The following is a 14978-nucleotide window of genomic DNA, read 5'->3' on the forward strand; positions in this document are numbered from 1 at the left end:
AGTCCTTTCTTTCGTAAGCAAGTTTAATTTACTTTTACACCCGCTTCAGTTTTATCTTTTTTAACAAAGAATTTTTTGGCTGTTTTTGCCAAAACGACGGCTGAAGCTGAAGTTGTTTTTCGTTTTGTTGAACCTCTATTAAGACGCGTCACAAGTTTACGACTTGAAGCATTGATGTCTGAAACACTTTCAGACAAGTCAGCAACCGCTGTAAACAAAGGGTCAATCGTGGCGACTTTCCCATTAACATCATCAAGCAAGGTATTGGCTTTAGTCATTATGCCATCAGCTTGATGAAGTAAGACATCTACATCGCTAGAAACTAATTTAACCGTACGGTTGGCTTCTTCAACAACCTTAGAAACTTTATGTAATACAATAACTAAGAAGACCACCAATACAGCAAATGCTATCGCGATAATCAATAATGCAATATTTCCCACGTTTCCTCCTCTTTATTCGGGTATAAAATCAGCACCCATTTTTTCAATCTTCTTTCATTTTGATGAAAGCGATTCTATTTGACTTCATTATAACAAATTGTTTCGCTATTTTCTAATATAACTTACATTTTTTTATGACAAGAAGTCTATCCTTCAGGATAGACTTCTTAATTTTTTTTCATTCTGCGATAAATAAAGAGAACAAGTCCTACAATTACTAATAAAACTGAAAGCCATTGTGACACACGAGCAGGTCCTAACATTAGGCTATCTGTTCGCATTCCCTCAACAATAAAACGAACGGCTCCATACCAGACGAGGTAGAAACTAAAAATATCCCCACGTTTTAATCCTTTAATTCGATGTCTAAAGACCATGACCAGAATAAAACCGCTTAGTGTACCAATACTTTCAAATAGGAAGGTAGGCATTCGATAATGACCATCAATAAACATTTGATTTCTAATAAAAGCAGGTAGCCAGTCTAAATTTGAAACAATTTTTCCATAGGCTTCTTGATTGACAAAATTCCCCCAACGTCCCATTGCCTGAGCGAGAAAAACACCCGGGATAGTAATATCAAGCAAATCTAGCGGATGAATCATTCGATAGTAGCTAAAGACAAAGAGGACAATTGCTCCAGCGATTAAACTTCCATAGATGGCTCCGCCACCATCCCACATGGCAATGATTTGTGAAGGATGTTGACTATAGTAAGACCATTGGAAAATGACATAATAAAGTCTCGCTCCAACGATTCCTAAAGGAAAAGCAAATAGAACAAAATCAATAATATCATCAGTTTTTATATTACGCTTTGGGGCTTCTTTACATGCGAGCCAAACGGCTAATGCGGCACCGCCCACAATAAAAATAGCATACCAGTGAATGGCTAGCGGCCCTAATTGGAGTGCAATCTTATTTAAAGCTAAAAAGGGAAATAGATTATTCATATTTTTTATCAGTTTTCTAAATTTACTGACAGAATTTTCGGTCAGTAATTTCTAAGTTTTATCTTATGATTCTTTATTATGACTGATTAAATCAGTGAGACGGTCTTCAAAAGTTTTTGTTGCATCAAAGCCCATTTGCTTAGCTCTAAAATTCATAACCGCAGCTTCAACAATTACTGACACATTCCGCCCAGTTTTTACAGGAATTCGGGTTTGTGGGACTTCAACATCAGAAAATTCAACTATAGTCGGTGCATTTCCCAAACGGTCAAAAGCTTTTTCCTTATCGTAGTATTCTAAATATATAGCCATATCAATATCCGTTGAATCTTTAACAGCACCAGCACCAAAAAGACTCATCACGTCAATAATCCCAACGCCACGAATTTCAATCATATTGCGCAAAATTTCTGCGGGTTCCCCAGAAAGTGTGAATGCATCCCGTTGAAAAACATCTACACGGTCATCAGCAACTAATCGGTGGCCACGTTTGACTAACTCAAGACCAGTTTCTGATTTACCAATCCCACTAGCCCCTTGAATAAGAACGCCGACCCCAAAAATATCCATCAAAACACCATGAACAGTCGTTCTTTCAGCTAAACGTTCATCAAGAAATGAGGTCAATACTGAGTTCAATCGGCTGGTTGCTTCACGCGATTGAAGTAAAACAATGTCAGACTTTTTAGCTGCTGCCACCATTTCACTAGGAATTTCTAAATTACGTGCAACAATAACAACCGGTGTTTCTTTGGCCATGACTTTTTTCAAGAGATCATAGCGATTATCTCCAACTACAGTCATCATGTATGACCATTCTTTCATCCCAAAAAGTTGAATTCGTTCGGGTGTGAAATAATCAAAATACCCAGCCATTTCTAAACCTGGGCGCATAATTTCTGAAGTTGTAATTTCTTTTTGTAATGCTGTTTCTGTTGAGTAAATCACATGAAAATGAATTTTGTCAAGTAAATCTTGAACTGAAACCGCCATTGTAAGTCTCCCCTATTATTTCATAAATAAGAACAACTGACAGAGAATATTTTTTCGTCATAAAACTTTGTCAGTACTTTTATAATAAAAATTGTGATAAAAATCACATTTTCATATCACGTATAAATTTATCCAAGCGATAAGCAAGGAAGATTCGGCGTACTAAAAGAAAGCCGAAAAACGTGGCTAAAAACCACGAAGCAGATAGGAAGGACCAGCTAAAAATCCAAGCTTCAAGTACCGTTCCAATCATAAAAGAATAAAATCGTTGTTTAGGCATGCCTCTATTATGACATTTTTAAACCAGAAATGTCAATGGATTGTGTTGAATAATACTTAATAAAAAAAGCATTTTATTTTCTAAAAAGCTTTTCAATTTGATGATTTATTTAGCAAAGAATTTGATAATTAAAAAGATAAGTCCAGCATCAACCAATAGTCCCACATACCATGAGAAATTGAAATACCATTTTCTAGTTTTATGATGACAGAGATGCCCAGCCAAAATTGCTCCAGTCCCTCCACCTAAAAGTGCTTGTGCAAGTAAAACTTTTTCAGGAATTCTCCACAGATGATGTTGGGCCTTGTACTTATCCACCGCATAAAAAACAAAAACAATAAGATTCCAAACTGCTAATAAAACTAATAAATAAAGAATCATTTTTCTCCCTTCATATCTATACTAAATATCATTAGATTTTAAATTCTTTCATTTTCTCAACTCGAAGAGCCCCTTTTTGACCACTAAAAGTCCAACGTTGTTTAAACGCCCGTCTTTCCTGAGTATTTCCCGCAATAATTTGACCAGAATTAACAGAAACAAGGTAGTCAATAGCTACAAAATAGAGGTCAACTTCAAATTGATTATCTTTTACTTCTTTATAACGCATGATTCCATCCAAAACTACACTACGCGTGTGATTAATTTGACCTTTGTCACTCATCTTTTGGAGAATTTTTTCATGTTTTTCATATAAATTATCACCATAAGATTCGGACAAAGCTCGTAAGTCATGTTTATCCCAAGCATCTTGAACTTTTAGAAAAATTGCTTCTATTTCTGCTTCCAAAGCTGAATCATTTAATGTCTTTTCTTGAAAATAACCTCTTTTTTTAAAGGGAAGTTTAACTCTATTTCTTATAAAATAAAATCCGAGACCGGCAAGCACAATCAGCCATTTCCAAATCCTTCCTCTATTATACCTGCTCCCCATTCTAGATGTACTCGAATTAGAAGTATAGCTATTAGAACCAGTATTACTATAATGGCTGTTAGTATTTCCACCTCCAAAATTGCCGCCAGTTCTTGTACTTCTATTTCCTCCCCCTCGAAATCCTCCTGCTGTTGCAAAAGCATGAGGTGTGACTAAAACTAAGCCACTGATGAGCAATAAAATAACCACTTTCTTCATCATTTGATTCAAAAATTATTTCCTTTTCTTTGTCACTGATTTTATTATATATATTTTGTTATTATACCCTATTTCCCTTTTTATTTGAAACATCTGTTAAATTGCTACTTTTAGTGGAGTCTATTAAAAGAGTGTGATATAATTACCTCATGAAAAAACTCATGAATCTTTTTAAATCTGAAACTGTTAGATATCTCATTTTCGGAGTCCTAGCAACAGCAGTTTATGCCTTTGTCAAATGGTTAACTTGGCAAGCTTGGCATTCTGGTTGGGGTTCAGAAACTGCCGCTCAAGCTTCAAGTATTATTTTTGCATTTTTTACCAATAAACTTTTTGTTTTCAAACATGAATCATCAAACTTATTACGTGATTTCATCAATTTTACTTCAGGACGAATTGTTCTTTTACTCCTATCCATCTTTATTAACTGGTGGTTCATTGATCAACATCCTGATATTTTGATGAATCTTTTTGGACTTTCTAAAAATAATATGGTTGCTGCTCTTAACCTCGTCGTTCAAGTTTTAATTATTGTTATTAACTATCTTTATTCAAAATTCTTTGTCTTCAAAAAAGATAAAAATTTAACAGAATAAACTAATTTTTTACTGACAAGATGAAAAAATACTGACAGTTCAATGTAAGCAAAGTGAGCATTGAATCGGCGGATAAAAAAAATACTGACAGATTTTCTGTCAGTATTTTTTCTCATTTTTATCAGTATTTTTATTTTCTAATTTCCTTGATGAATTCAACAATTTCACCACGTCGTGTCTCAATCTTACCAACTTTTGTTTTTTGATAAACAGCATTTAATATGGCACCAATAATCAAAACGCGGGCGATGAAAATAAACCAAATCATCAGTGCAAAGACAACCAATGACCCAATCAATTTCAAGTCATCTAATCGCTGAAGAGCAAAGCTAACATATTTTGCAATCCAGTTGGTTAGAAAAACAAGAACAAAGGTTGAAAATATTGTTCCAGGCATGGTGTATCTCAATTTTCTTATTTTAACATTTGGTAGGATAAAATAAAGCATCATCAAAGATAGAAAGGTCGCTACAGCAATCGCTGGTAAAGTCATATTGTGTAAAGTTCGGTAGAGATGATCATCAAAAGGAAATAAGCGATGAACTTGTTCAAGAATTAATTGTCCAAAAGTAGAGAGAACAATTGAAAAGTAAAGAAAGAGTAAAATCGCAAATCCGGCAGCTAAACCGATAATTCGACTGACAATAAAATCTCGATGATTAAAGACTTCATAAGCTTTATTCATTGACATTTGTAGAGCAGATAAGGCTCTTGAAAAGGTCCAAAATCCTGCTAAAACAGAGAGTGAAAGTAAGCCTGTATTTCTTTGATTTAAGAGATTATTAATGACTGGTTCAATTCCTTTGTAAACATCACTTGGGAGTTGCTCAGACAAAAAGCTCAATAAAGCTGTTGTATTGATATGTAAGAAGGGTAAAATATTTCCGACAATCAATCCTAGAGGAAAGATTGCAAGTAAAAGGTAATAAGCAACAGCAATTGAAGACAGACTCATTTCTGAACTTTTGAAAAAAGTCATAAAAGTTGTCGTTAGTTCAGCAATTTTTTGTATAACTTTTTTCATCTTTCCTCTCATCTGTTTTTCCTTTTACTTCTTAATAAGTCCGTTCTTCGCCTTGAGAAGTCAAAATCACAGGACCATCTTTAGTGATAACAAACTGGTGTTCGTATTGACATGATAAACTTCCGTCAAGTGTAACGTAACCACGTTCACCATCATGGTCAATTTCCCAACCCCCAGTGTTAATCATTGGTTCAATGGTTAAGACCATTCCTTCGCGTAAACGAAGTCCACGTCCAGCACGTCCGTAGTGGGGCACCATTGGTTCTTCATGCATTGTTGGTCCAACGCCATGTCCTACAAGGTCACGAACGACACCATAGCCACGACTTTCAGCGTATTCTTGAATAGCTGCCCCAATATCACCAATGCGGTTGCCTACTTTGGCTTGTTCAATTCCAAGATAGAGACATTCGCGGGTCACATCCATCAAGTTTTTTACTTCGTCAGAAACTTGGCCTACAGCATAAGCCCAGCAAGAGTCAGCAACACCACCGCGGAATTCTTCTTGATATTTAACCATTGATTCAGCATCGTCAAAATTAAGTTTTGAAACATCAACAGAACCATCTTCAACCAACCCGAGAACCATGTCAACCTTAATCAAATCACCATCTTTAAGAATTTGATGACGTGGAAATGCGTGAGCCACTTCATCATTCAAACAGCAGCAAGTAGCATAAGGGAATGGATTATAATTTCCTTCATCCACTCCGATTTGTAAAGGTAAAACATTTTTTTCTTTACAAACTTTGCGGACATATTCTTCAATTTCCCACATGTCAATCCCTGGTTTAATCAACTCACGAAGCCCAATGTGGATATCTGCCAAAATTTTGCTACTACGTTCCATTTGCTCGATTTCACGTTGCGATTTTAATGTAATCAATTTATTCTTTCCTTCTAAAGTTCTGAGAAAAACTCAGTTCTTTTTATTTAAATTAATGTTTTGAAGTGACTCATACTTCATCGAAAAATAAATTTTCATTTACTGGGGTTACTGAATCCTTATAAGATAGTATTTATGACTTTATCTATAAGAATTTTCTTCGACAATCATGAGCCTTTTCAAAATTACTTTGAATGCTAATTCAACTGAACAGATTTTTTTGTAATCCAAAACAGTCTATTTAGTATAAATACACTTTATTTTACCATAAATTTCCCTATAACTAGGTGTTTTTTATATAAATTGGCAGTAAAACTTCATCTACCAATTCATTAATTTGCTTATCATTCATGGATTGACCTTCAAGGAGCATATGATAACGGGTCATCTGGAAAGGTAAAAGCTTAGCTGTTTGCCCAATTTTTTCACGCGCTTCCCCTCTTTCCTGAGCCCTTGCAAGCAAGCGTTCCATAATAATCAGATTACTTGGAAGGACATTGCCAACGGTCGATTCAAGAACATTTTTTCCTTGTGACTGCATAAATGAAACGAAGGCCAGAAATCCTTTGGGATAGAGTTTAAAATTCTCTCTCATAAAGGTTAAAAGTTCAATTAAATCTTGCCGCAAGCTCCCACTGTTAATTTCTTGGTCTATCACATTTCCTCGCCACTCAGGATTTTGTGAAATATTGAAACGGACAGCTTCAAAAATTAAGTCAAAAACATCATCCCAATAACGATAAAGTACGCTTCGTGTGGTTTTGGCTTCTTTTGCGACATTTTGAAAGGTTACTTTTTCATAGCCTTCATTTTCTAAAATATGAACTGCCGCTTTATAAATTGCTTTCTTAAGTTCATCCCCTCTTCTTCGAGAATGATTAGGTGATTTTTTTTCTTTTTCTTCAAACATAAGAGACCTCGTGTTTCTTAATTCTATTATAACATCATCTTTATCTAATACCAACAAATCAAATTAGATACAAAAAGAATCTTATTGTTGACAAAACTTATTCTTAGGTTTATAATAATTTTGTATTTAAGATACAAAATGTATGTTATTTTTAAATTATAATTCCTAAGTTTTGATAACTTAGTTTTCGCTCAGACGAAAGAAAGGATTAACATGGCAAAATCAAAAAAGAATGAAAAAGAAAAATTGCCAAAGGAATTGACGCGAAATGCTTGGATTTTAGTCGTTGGTGCTATTGCTCCAATGCTTGATTCAACCATGGTCAATATCGCAATCAACAAACTTCAAAGTGACTTACATACTTCACTAGACATGATTCAGTGGGCAATTACAGGCTACGTTCTTGCACTTGCTGTAGCCGTCCCTGTCTGTGGTTATGTTGTCAATCACATTGATGGAAAAAAAGTAATGCAGTGGTCACTCCTTAGTTTTGGACTTTTTAGCTTTTTATCTGGAATTGCTTGGAATATTGATAGTTTTATCATTTTCCGAGCTGTTCAAGGATTTTCAGCTGGTTTTATCACTTTACTGATGACAACCCTGCTAATGCAAATTACGCCTCCAGATAAACTTGGTCAATTGATGGCTGTTGTCTCAACTCCTATTATTCTTGGACCAATTATCGGGCCAGTACTTGGTGGTGCAATTGTATCTGGAGCAAATTGGCACTGGATTTTCTATATCAATATTCCGGTAGTAATTATTGCAGTCCTCCTTAATCATTTTTATCTAAGTTCTTTCAAACCTTTCAACCCTAAAGCTAAACTAGATTGGTTTGGAACACTCCTTTTGGCTGGCGGTTCTGTGGGATTAATTTACGGAATGATGAAGGGTTCAACTAATGCTAAAAATTTTTTCAATAGTCAAATGATTACTTTTGTCATCATTGGCTTAGCCTTGTTTGTTATTTACGGAATTTATAATCGCATTCGCAAAAATAATACTGTTCTTCCGCTCAGATTTTTCAAATCTAAAAACTTCACTGCAGCGAATATTGGAATCTTTTTAGCTGGAATTGCTTCTAATGGACCTATGCTTTTACTGCCACTTTTCTTTCAAAATACAAAAGGCTTTACAGCCGTTGAAGCAGGTCTAATGTTGATTCCCCAAGGGCTTGGTATGATGGTGACTCGACCTTTGATTGGGAAGATGATTGACCGTATGGGAGCTCGTCCTGTAGTACTTGTTTCCCTGGCTATTTCCCTTCTTGGAACACTTCCTTTCATTTTTGTTCACGAAAATACAAATTTGATTTGGTTGGGATTGGTTTTATTTGTTCGTGGAATGGGAATTGGTGGTTTGCAAATGCCAATGATGACTGATATTTTCATTGGTTTAGACAAACAAGATATCCCTGGTGCATCAGTAGGACAAAGAATCATTCAAAACGTTGGTTCATCTTTTGGTTCAGCCGTCATCTTGGCAGTTGTGACGGCGGTTGTGACGTCTGAAATTGCTGGACAGATGACAACTAAACTACATCAATTAGCGGCGATGCACACCAATTTAACACCGACTGTCATTGCAAAAGCAAAAACTTCTGTTGAAAAAGCGGTCACGCTTAATGGTTATCAACTTGGCTTTCTTGTCTCTTCGATTGTTTTAATTGTGATTGCTATTCCAGCCATGTTCCTTTCACAAAAGAAGGTCAACAAATAAAATTCGTAGTTTTTAGCTTTGATTTCACTTGTTTTTTGATATAATTGAATTGAATTATCTCAATAATAGATAGATGAACTTTAATCAATTAACTGAGCTTGGAGCGCTAAATTGTATGGCTCCTTGCATCTTATAGGAGAGTGAAAAAATGCCATTAGCAAAAATTGTATATGCAAGTATGACAGGAAATACTGAAGCTTGTGCCGATATTGTCGCTGATAAACTTGAAGAATTAGGTTTTGAAGTAGAACTTGACGAATGTTCTTCTGTTGATGCCGATGAGATGGCTGATGCTGATCTTTGTATCGTTGGAACTTACACTTACGGTGACGGTGAATTACCTGACGAAATTGTCGATTTTTATGAAGAATTAGCTGAGGTTGATTTATCTGGTAAAATTTACGGTTGTTTCGGGTCAGGTGATACTTTCTATGATGACTTCTGTATCTGTGTCGATATGTTTGAAGCGCAATTTGAAAAAACTGGCGCAACAAAAGGAGCTGAACTTGTTCGTGTTGACTTGTCTCCTGAAGATGAAGACGAAGCTCATCTCGAAGCCTTTGCGGAAACTTTGGCGGCTCACTTTAACTGATTGAGTTAAGATATGTGATAAAAATTACTGACAAAGACGGAAAAATAAATATAAATGCAAAAAAATTACTGACGGAGGTTCTGTCAGTAATTTTTTTGTCTACCAATTTGAGATTCGGTTGTTTGGACTGATTTGTCAGTAATTTTATAATGAAAACATCAAAATTCCAGCTGCTACAGCCACATTTAAAGATTCTGCTTGTCCTGGCATGTCAATATGAACGAGTTTGTCAGCAGCTTTAACGGCTTCGTCAGAGACTCCGGCCCCTTCATTTCCCATAATCAATGCGAAGTGTGGTTCATTGATTATTTTATAAGACACAGAATTTGCTGACAGCGTGGTCGTCAATATTGAAATGCCTGCTTTTTTAAGTTGAGCAAAACAATCTTCTTTAGCCATTCGTACAAGAGGCAAATGAAAATTTGAGCCTTGCATAGACCGCATGACCTTTGGACTGTAAATATCTGCGGTTTCGCCAAGTAATATAACAGCCGAAAATCCAGCCGCATCAGCTGTTCTAATCATTGTCCCTACATTTCCTGGGTCTTGTACGTTTTCTAAAAGTAAAAATTTTGCTGCTGAAAAATCAATGACTTCTTCAATTTTTGTCACTTCAGCAATCAGTCCTTGTGGGCTTTCGCTGTCAGCTAAAGATTTCAACACTTCTTTACTGACCAGATTTACAGATAAGTCTGTCAGTAATTTTTCAGACCCAATCATTTCTGTCAGTTTAGTCAGTTTATTTTCTTCAACAAAAATTTGCTTTATTGAACGACCAGCTTTCAGCGCTTCCTCCAACAAATGAAATCCTTCGATGAGATATGAATTTTTGCGGTATTTTTTTGTCAGCAATTTTCTTGCTTCTTTAATTTTTTTATTATCTTTTGAACTGATGATTTCCATTCTCCAATTATATCATAGCCAGTAAGGCGAAACAAAGTTTTACATTGCCAGTATCCCATTGCATTGATAATCAAATGAAGTGTAAGATAGCTGTTGCCACTTTACTGGCTTACAGATATGCTAGTTGTTCATCTAAAAAGGATAATTTCCCACTGAGTGATTGTGACTTATGAAAAACATAGATCCCTTTGGTTTGGACAGCAAAGCATAAGCAGTGAAACTTTTATCAGATTTTTGTCAATCTTGCTGGTGCTTATGTTATAATAAAAGAAAACGTTTTAATTATTATCATTTCAACAACATAAAGCTAGGAGGTCTTAAGATGTTCAAAGTAAAAATGATTGTTTCTGGGCGCGTTCAGGGTGTCGGATTTCGTTATTTTGTTATCATAAGTGCGCGTGAACTGGGCATTTTAGGGCGTGTTTGGAATAATGATGACGGTACAGTTGAAATTCTCGCGCAAACAGAGGACGAAAAAAAATTAGAAGAATTCACTGCCATTGTTCGTGGGGAAAAATCAAGTAAAGGACGTCTTTCACCCTTTGCTAAAGTCACTGATGTCAAATCAAGCCCTGCAAATTTCCCTGATTTCACAGACTTCAATATCAAATATTAGAAATTAAAAAATACTGACAAAAAGCTTGTCAGTTCAATGCGACTGAAACGAGCATTGAAGCGGCAGATAAGAAAAATTACTGACGGAAATTCCGTCAGTAATTTTTTACATTTACATTTTATTCTTTATCAGCAAGTTTATCCACAAATTCCAAAACGGTCAGTAAATTTCGCTTATCAATATGATAGGAAACAGCAGCTTTAACCGCAGGTTTTGCACAAAAGGCAATCCCAATACCAGCTGTATTTAGCATTGGAATATCATTTGCGCCATCACCTACAGCAATAACCTCAGATAAATTCAACTTATTTTCATTTGCCCATTGTTTGAGCCTATCAACTTTGAAATCTTTATCCACAACTGTCCCATGCGTTTTTCCAGTCAAATGGCCATTTTCCACAGACAAACGATTAGCAAAAACATAATCTATTTTTAAATCTCTTGCGATTTTATCCACTATTTCATGAAAACCACCAGAAACAAGGCCAGCTTTCCAGCCTTTCGCATGCAAAGTTTCAATTAATCCCGTTGCACCCTTAGTTAAATGAATTTCTTTGTAAACATCGTCAAAAATAGTTGTGGGCAAACCAGAAAGCAAAGCCACCCTTTCTCTCAAAGATTCCTTAAAATCAATTTCGCCAGACATAGCGGCAGCCGTAATTTCTGAAATCTTATCACCCATACCCGCTTTTTCCCCTAAGAGATCAATGACCTCTTCTTCAATCAATGTGCTATCCACATCCATCACAAGTAATCCTTTTGCAGCCATTTTCTTCCTTTTCCATTCGTTTTTTAAACTAAACTCTGATTTTCAATTAAGCGAACACGAATAATATTATCAGCAGCCTCAAAACGTGAAACTAAAGCCGCCAACTTTCCTTCATCTTTTTCATCCAAGTCAAGTAAAGTATAGGCATAATCTCCTTGACCACGATTAACAATATTAGCAATATTAATATTTTCTGCTGCCACCGCAAGTGAAATTTGAGCCACAACATTAGGCACATTTTTATTGATTAAGGTCACACGATAAGGCGTATTCAACTCTTGCAAAACACGTGGAAAATTGACTGAATTAATAATTTCGCCAGTTTTCAAATAAGTTTGAACAGAATCCAGAGCCATTCTTGTGCAATTTAAACTCGCTTCCGCCGTTGAACCACCTAAATGAGGAGTTAAAAAAACTTGTGGATGATGATAAAATTTTTCAGAACCAAAATCCGTTCCAAAAAAGCGGACAATTCCCTCATCAATCGCTTTAAGCACTGCTTCTTTATCCGTAATCTCATCTCGTGCATAATTGAGCAAAATCACTCCCTTTTTACACTTAGATAAATTTTTCCAATTGAGCATTTTCGTCGTTTCATCCGTCGCTGGCGTATGAACCGTGATATAATCTGCCTTCTCAAAAATCTCAGCCAAATCATTCACTCTTTTAACATGATGTGACAAGTTCCAAGCGTGCTCAATTGAAAGATAAGGGTCATAACCAATAACTCTCATTCCTAAACGCTGTGCATCATTGGCAACTTTTGAACCAATATTCCCAAGGCCAATTACCCCTAAAGTTTTTCCTGAAATTTCAGAACCAGAAAACGCCTTTTTCCCATGTTCAACCGCCCCATCAATGGTATTATCATCGCCTTTTTGACCAGTCAACCATTTGTTTGCTGGTTTTAAATTACGTGTTCCAAAAATCATCATTGACAAAACTAATTCTTTAACCGCATTGGCATTCCCACCAGGCGCATTAAAGACTACAATCCCTTTACTGGCACACTTTTCTATCGGAATATTATTAAAACCAGCACCAGCACGTCCAATCGCCAAAAGCGCTTTGGAAAATTCATAATCGTGGAAAGGCTGAGCCCGACAAATAAATGCGTCAGATTCAGCTTCTGACACTTGATTAACAAGAAAGCCTTCGCCAATTTCATCTAATGCAATTTGGTCGATATTATTTCCAATTGTTTTGATATGATAAGTCATTTATATCCCTCTTCAAATTCTTTCATAAATTTCACTAATTCAACAACCCCCTCTAAAGGAAAAGCGTTGTAAATACTTGCTCTCATTCCTCCCACGGAACGATGACCTTTGAGTGATTTGAAACCTTTTTCTTCAGCTTTTTGGGTGAATAGCTCATCCAATTCTTGACTTGGACTTGTAAAAACAACATTGCAAATCGACCGCTCATCTTTATTTTTGATTGGGTTCTGATAAAAGTCAGATTGGTCAATTAAATCATACAACAATTGAGCTTTTCTCTGATTCATTTCTTCGAGTTTTTTTACGCCACCTTGCGCTTTTACCCATTTGAAAACCAGCCCGGCCACATAAATAGCAAAAGTCGGCGGGGTATTGTACATCGAGCCATTTTCAACCAAAATCTGATAATCCATCATTGATGAGAGGCTTTCAGCTTCATTCAATAAGTCTTCACGAATAATGACAATGGTTAAACCAGCAATACCTAAATTTTTCTGAGCTCCAGCGTAAATTAATCCAAATTTACTCACATCATAATCAACCGCCAAAATATTTGAACTCATATCAGCAACCAAAGGAAGGCTTGCAAACTCAGGCAAATTTTCAGGAAAAATACTTGTTCCTTCAATCGTATTATTCGTTGTCAAATGGAGATAGGCCCCATTTTTTTCATCAATTTTAGATTTATCAATTTTCAATAGATGATTATAATTATCTTTTTTAGTCGAGCCCAAACTAATCGCCATCAAATCAAGGAAATGACTCAATTTCACCGCTTCATCATAAGCCTTTTCACCAAAGGCGCCCGAAATATTGTAATAAGCCTTTTTGCCAATTGCCAAATTCATTGGAACCATTGAAAATTGACTGGAAGCTCCCCCTTGTAAAAACAAAATTTTATAGTTTTGAGGAATTGACATCAAATCACGCAAATCGTTCTCAGCCTCATCAATTACTTTTTGGAAAGCCTTGGAGCGATGCGAAATTTCCATCACTGACATACCACTTTTTTCAAAGTCTAACAGTTCTTCTTGAACCTTCTTCAAGACTTCCTTTGGAAGTACACTGGGTCCTGCGCCAAAATTATAAATCATCGATTTCACTTCCTCAAATTATTTATTAATCACTATTATAGTATAATTTTCTGATAATTCAAATATAAAAAAATACTGTTCGACAAAAAAGCACAGTCAACTGTGTTTTTTTGTGTTAACAGTAATTTACCAATTTAATAAATCAAGTAAGAGCATGTTCCATTCAACCTCTTTGGCATAGAAAATATTCCCACCATTAGAGTAGAGCTTTCCTTTATTATAAATCAATGAATCCAGAGTCAAATGATAATAAGTTTCACCCGTTGTATTTCCTAAACTTGGCGCAACGACATCACGAGAATAATCCTTAGAAAGAGCGATAGTGTTCTTTCCACCATGAGCAGCTATGTAATCAACATAGGCCTTCCCATAGTTATAAGCCTGAACCCCTGCCCAAGCGTCGACCTTTTTTTGTGAAGCATATTCTAAAACTTTTGACAAATTAGAAATACCTTGTTTAATACTTTCTTGTTCTGTTGAGAAAGTATTTGTTGTGCCATTCAAGCTTTCACTTGATTGCATAATATCAACTTGTTTTCCTTTAGTTTCTGTATAAATAATTGCCAAAGCCAACTTTGTATCACCACTCAAGCCTTGTGCTTTAAGGCTTTTTTCGACCTCTACCTCATAAGACATTACGTCTTTCACATTTTCATGCATACGGTAAACATAAAAACCACTGAATACAAGAAGTATCAGTACTATTAATCCAATTAATTTTTTAAACATTTCACTTACCTAAATTTTCTGACTGCTCTTATTCTTTACTAGCACATATCATTATTTTTTTTGCAGTCATTTTTTATATAAGCTCTATTATAACACTTCTCTTTTAAATTTAGCTTAAC

Annotated in this window: 18 protein-coding genes; 4 read left to right on the plus strand and 14 right to left on the minus strand. The window is 35.6% G+C overall.

Translation table 11 applies throughout. The features are described from left to right. Positions 1-23 precede the first annotated feature (23 nt). From MHB61_RS05810 to MHB61_RS05835, 6 genes are all read right to left on the minus strand, one after another. Positions 24-443: a DUF948 domain-containing protein gene (locus MHB61_RS05810; RefSeq protein ID WP_003129531.1), complete on the minus strand. Its 420-nt coding sequence runs from the start codon at positions 441-443 to the stop codon at positions 24-26. A gap of 167 nt (positions 444-610) precedes the next feature. After that, a complete protein-coding gene (gene lgt, locus MHB61_RS05815; protein WP_003129530.1) occupies positions 611-1396 on the minus strand; it encodes a prolipoprotein diacylglyceryl transferase in 786 nt (261 codons plus the stop codon). A 63-nt stretch (positions 1397-1459) separates the two neighbouring features. Beyond that, on the minus strand, positions 1460-2389 hold the full coding sequence (gene hprK, locus MHB61_RS05820) for an HPr(Ser) kinase/phosphatase (RefSeq protein ID WP_003129528.1): 930 nt from the start codon (positions 2387-2389) through the stop codon (positions 1460-1462). A 103-nt stretch (positions 2390-2492) separates the two neighbouring features. Continuing rightward, entirely contained in the window at positions 2493-2669 is a 177-nt protein-coding gene (locus MHB61_RS05825) for a DUF3272 family protein (RefSeq protein ID WP_010905464.1), read from the minus strand. 105 nt (positions 2670-2774) lie between these two features. Beyond that, positions 2775-3050: a DUF1294 domain-containing protein gene (locus MHB61_RS05830; RefSeq protein ID WP_003129524.1), complete on the minus strand. Its 276-nt coding sequence runs from the start codon at positions 3048-3050 to the stop codon at positions 2775-2777. Between the two features lie 31 nt (positions 3051-3081). Further along, on the minus strand, positions 3082-3804 hold the full coding sequence (locus tag MHB61_RS05835) for a TIM44-like domain-containing protein (protein ID WP_223203860.1): 723 nt from the start codon (positions 3802-3804) through the stop codon (positions 3082-3084). A gap of 146 nt (positions 3805-3950) precedes the next feature. Between MHB61_RS05835 and MHB61_RS05840 the strand changes: the two genes are divergently transcribed. Then, positions 3951-4397, plus strand: a complete 447-nt coding sequence (locus MHB61_RS05840; RefSeq protein WP_003129522.1) for a GtrA family protein — start codon at positions 3951-3953, stop codon at positions 4395-4397. A 130-nt stretch (positions 4398-4527) separates the two neighbouring features. Here MHB61_RS05840 and MHB61_RS05845 read toward each other — a convergent pair whose 3' ends face one another. The 3 genes from MHB61_RS05845 to MHB61_RS05855 form a co-directional block, all read right to left on the minus strand. Next, positions 4528-5421, minus strand: coding sequence for a YihY/virulence factor BrkB family protein (locus MHB61_RS05845; RefSeq protein ID WP_010905463.1), 894 nt, complete (start codon positions 5419-5421; stop codon positions 4528-4530). Between the two features lie 31 nt (positions 5422-5452). Next, positions 5453-6307, minus strand: a complete 855-nt coding sequence (locus MHB61_RS05850; RefSeq protein WP_003129519.1) for a methionyl aminopeptidase — start codon at positions 6305-6307, stop codon at positions 5453-5455. Between the two features lie 283 nt (positions 6308-6590). Next, on the minus strand, positions 6591-7217 hold the full coding sequence (locus MHB61_RS05855) for a TetR/AcrR family transcriptional regulator (protein ID WP_003129518.1): 627 nt from the start codon (positions 7215-7217) through the stop codon (positions 6591-6593). 213 nt (positions 7218-7430) lie between these two features. Between MHB61_RS05855 and MHB61_RS05860 the strand changes: the two genes are divergently transcribed. Both MHB61_RS05860 and MHB61_RS05865 read left to right on the plus strand, forming a co-directional pair. Further along, positions 7431-8936 (plus strand): MDR family MFS transporter, encoded by a 1506-nt coding sequence (locus MHB61_RS05860; RefSeq protein ID WP_003129516.1) that lies wholly within the window; start codon positions 7431-7433, stop codon positions 8934-8936. 148 nt (positions 8937-9084) lie between these two features. After that, positions 9085-9528, plus strand: a complete 444-nt coding sequence (locus tag MHB61_RS05865; protein ID WP_003129515.1) for a flavodoxin — start codon at positions 9085-9087, stop codon at positions 9526-9528. A 144-nt stretch (positions 9529-9672) separates the two neighbouring features. On the opposite strand, the gene MHB61_RS05870 is transcribed toward MHB61_RS05865, so the two are convergent. Then, complete coding sequence (locus MHB61_RS05870; protein WP_003129512.1) at positions 9673-10431, minus strand: TrmH family RNA methyltransferase; 759 nt, start codon at positions 10429-10431, stop codon at positions 9673-9675. A 322-nt stretch (positions 10432-10753) separates the two neighbouring features. Here MHB61_RS05870 and MHB61_RS05875 point away from each other — a divergent pair, with 322 nt between their 5' ends. Then, the gene (locus MHB61_RS05875; RefSeq protein ID WP_003129511.1) at positions 10754-11047 is read left to right on the plus strand and encodes an acylphosphatase; all 294 of its coding nucleotides are present in this window, start codon (positions 10754-10756) and stop codon (positions 11045-11047) included. Positions 11048-11165: 118 nt separating this feature from the next. Here the strand turns inward: MHB61_RS05875 and serB are convergent, their stop codons facing one another. The 4 genes from serB to MHB61_RS05895 form a co-directional block, all read right to left on the minus strand. Further along, on the minus strand, positions 11166-11816 hold the full coding sequence (serB, locus tag MHB61_RS05880; protein ID WP_003129510.1) for a phosphoserine phosphatase SerB: 651 nt from the start codon (positions 11814-11816) through the stop codon (positions 11166-11168). Positions 11817-11839: 23 nt separating this feature from the next. Then, on the minus strand, positions 11840-13036 hold the full coding sequence (locus MHB61_RS05885; protein ID WP_003129509.1) for a phosphoglycerate dehydrogenase: 1197 nt from the start codon (positions 13034-13036) through the stop codon (positions 11840-11842). Beyond that, positions 13033-14130, minus strand: a complete 1098-nt coding sequence (gene serC, locus MHB61_RS05890; RefSeq protein ID WP_003129506.1) for a phosphoserine transaminase — start codon at positions 14128-14130, stop codon at positions 13033-13035. The genes MHB61_RS05885 and serC overlap by 4 nt, the downstream gene beginning before the upstream one ends. Positions 14131-14256: 126 nt before the next feature. Then, a complete protein-coding gene (locus tag MHB61_RS05895; protein ID WP_137016037.1) occupies positions 14257-14859 on the minus strand; it encodes a lysozyme family protein in 603 nt (200 codons plus the stop codon). Positions 14860-14978: the final 119 nt, after the last annotated feature.

The sequence above is a fragment of the Lactococcus sp. FSL K6-0773 genome (assembly GCF_038006485.1).
In the GTDB taxonomy this organism is placed as follows: domain Bacteria; phylum Bacillota; class Bacilli; order Lactobacillales; family Streptococcaceae; genus Lactococcus; species Lactococcus lactis.

Coding starts and splice junctions, on each gene's coding strand:
- MHB61_RS05855 (WP_003129518.1), bottom strand. CDS start 7,217: ATGTTTGAAGAAAAAGAAAAAAAATCACCTAATCATTCTCGAAGAAGA.
- serC (WP_003129506.1), bottom strand. CDS start 14,130: ATGATTTATAATTTTGGCGCAGGACCCAGTGTACTTCCAAAGGAAGTC.
- MHB61_RS05885 (WP_003129509.1), bottom strand. CDS start 13,036: ATGACTTATCATATCAAAACAATTGGAAATAATATCGACCAAATTGCA.
- MHB61_RS05865 (WP_003129515.1), top strand. CDS start 9,085: ATGCCATTAGCAAAAATTGTATATGCAAGTATGACAGGAAATACTGAA.
- MHB61_RS05845 (WP_010905463.1), bottom strand. CDS start 5,421: ATGAAAAAAGTTATACAAAAAATTGCTGAACTAACGACAACTTTTATG.
- MHB61_RS05860 (WP_003129516.1), top strand. CDS start 7,431: ATGGCAAAATCAAAAAAGAATGAAAAAGAAAAATTGCCAAAGGAATTG.
- hprK (WP_003129528.1), bottom strand. CDS start 2,389: ATGGCGGTTTCAGTTCAAGATTTACTTGACAAAATTCATTTTCATGTG.
- MHB61_RS05875 (WP_003129511.1), top strand. CDS start 10,754: ATGTTCAAAGTAAAAATGATTGTTTCTGGGCGCGTTCAGGGTGTCGGA.
- MHB61_RS05825 (WP_010905464.1), bottom strand. CDS start 2,669: ATGCCTAAACAACGATTTTATTCTTTTATGATTGGAACGGTACTTGAA.
- MHB61_RS05895 (WP_137016037.1), bottom strand. CDS start 14,859: ATGTTTAAAAAATTAATTGGATTAATAGTACTGATACTTCTTGTATTC.
- MHB61_RS05835 (WP_223203860.1), bottom strand. CDS start 3,804: ATGATGAAGAAAGTGGTTATTTTATTGCTCATCAGTGGCTTAGTTTTA.
- MHB61_RS05830 (WP_003129524.1), bottom strand. CDS start 3,050: ATGATTCTTTATTTATTAGTTTTATTAGCAGTTTGGAATCTTATTGTT.
- MHB61_RS05840 (WP_003129522.1), top strand. CDS start 3,951: ATGAAAAAACTCATGAATCTTTTTAAATCTGAAACTGTTAGATATCTC.
- MHB61_RS05870 (WP_003129512.1), bottom strand. CDS start 10,431: ATGGAAATCATCAGTTCAAAAGATAATAAAAAAATTAAAGAAGCAAGA.
- lgt (WP_003129530.1), bottom strand. CDS start 1,396: ATGAATAATCTATTTCCCTTTTTAGCTTTAAATAAGATTGCACTCCAA.
- serB (WP_003129510.1), bottom strand. CDS start 11,816: ATGGCTGCAAAAGGATTACTTGTGATGGATGTGGATAGCACATTGATT.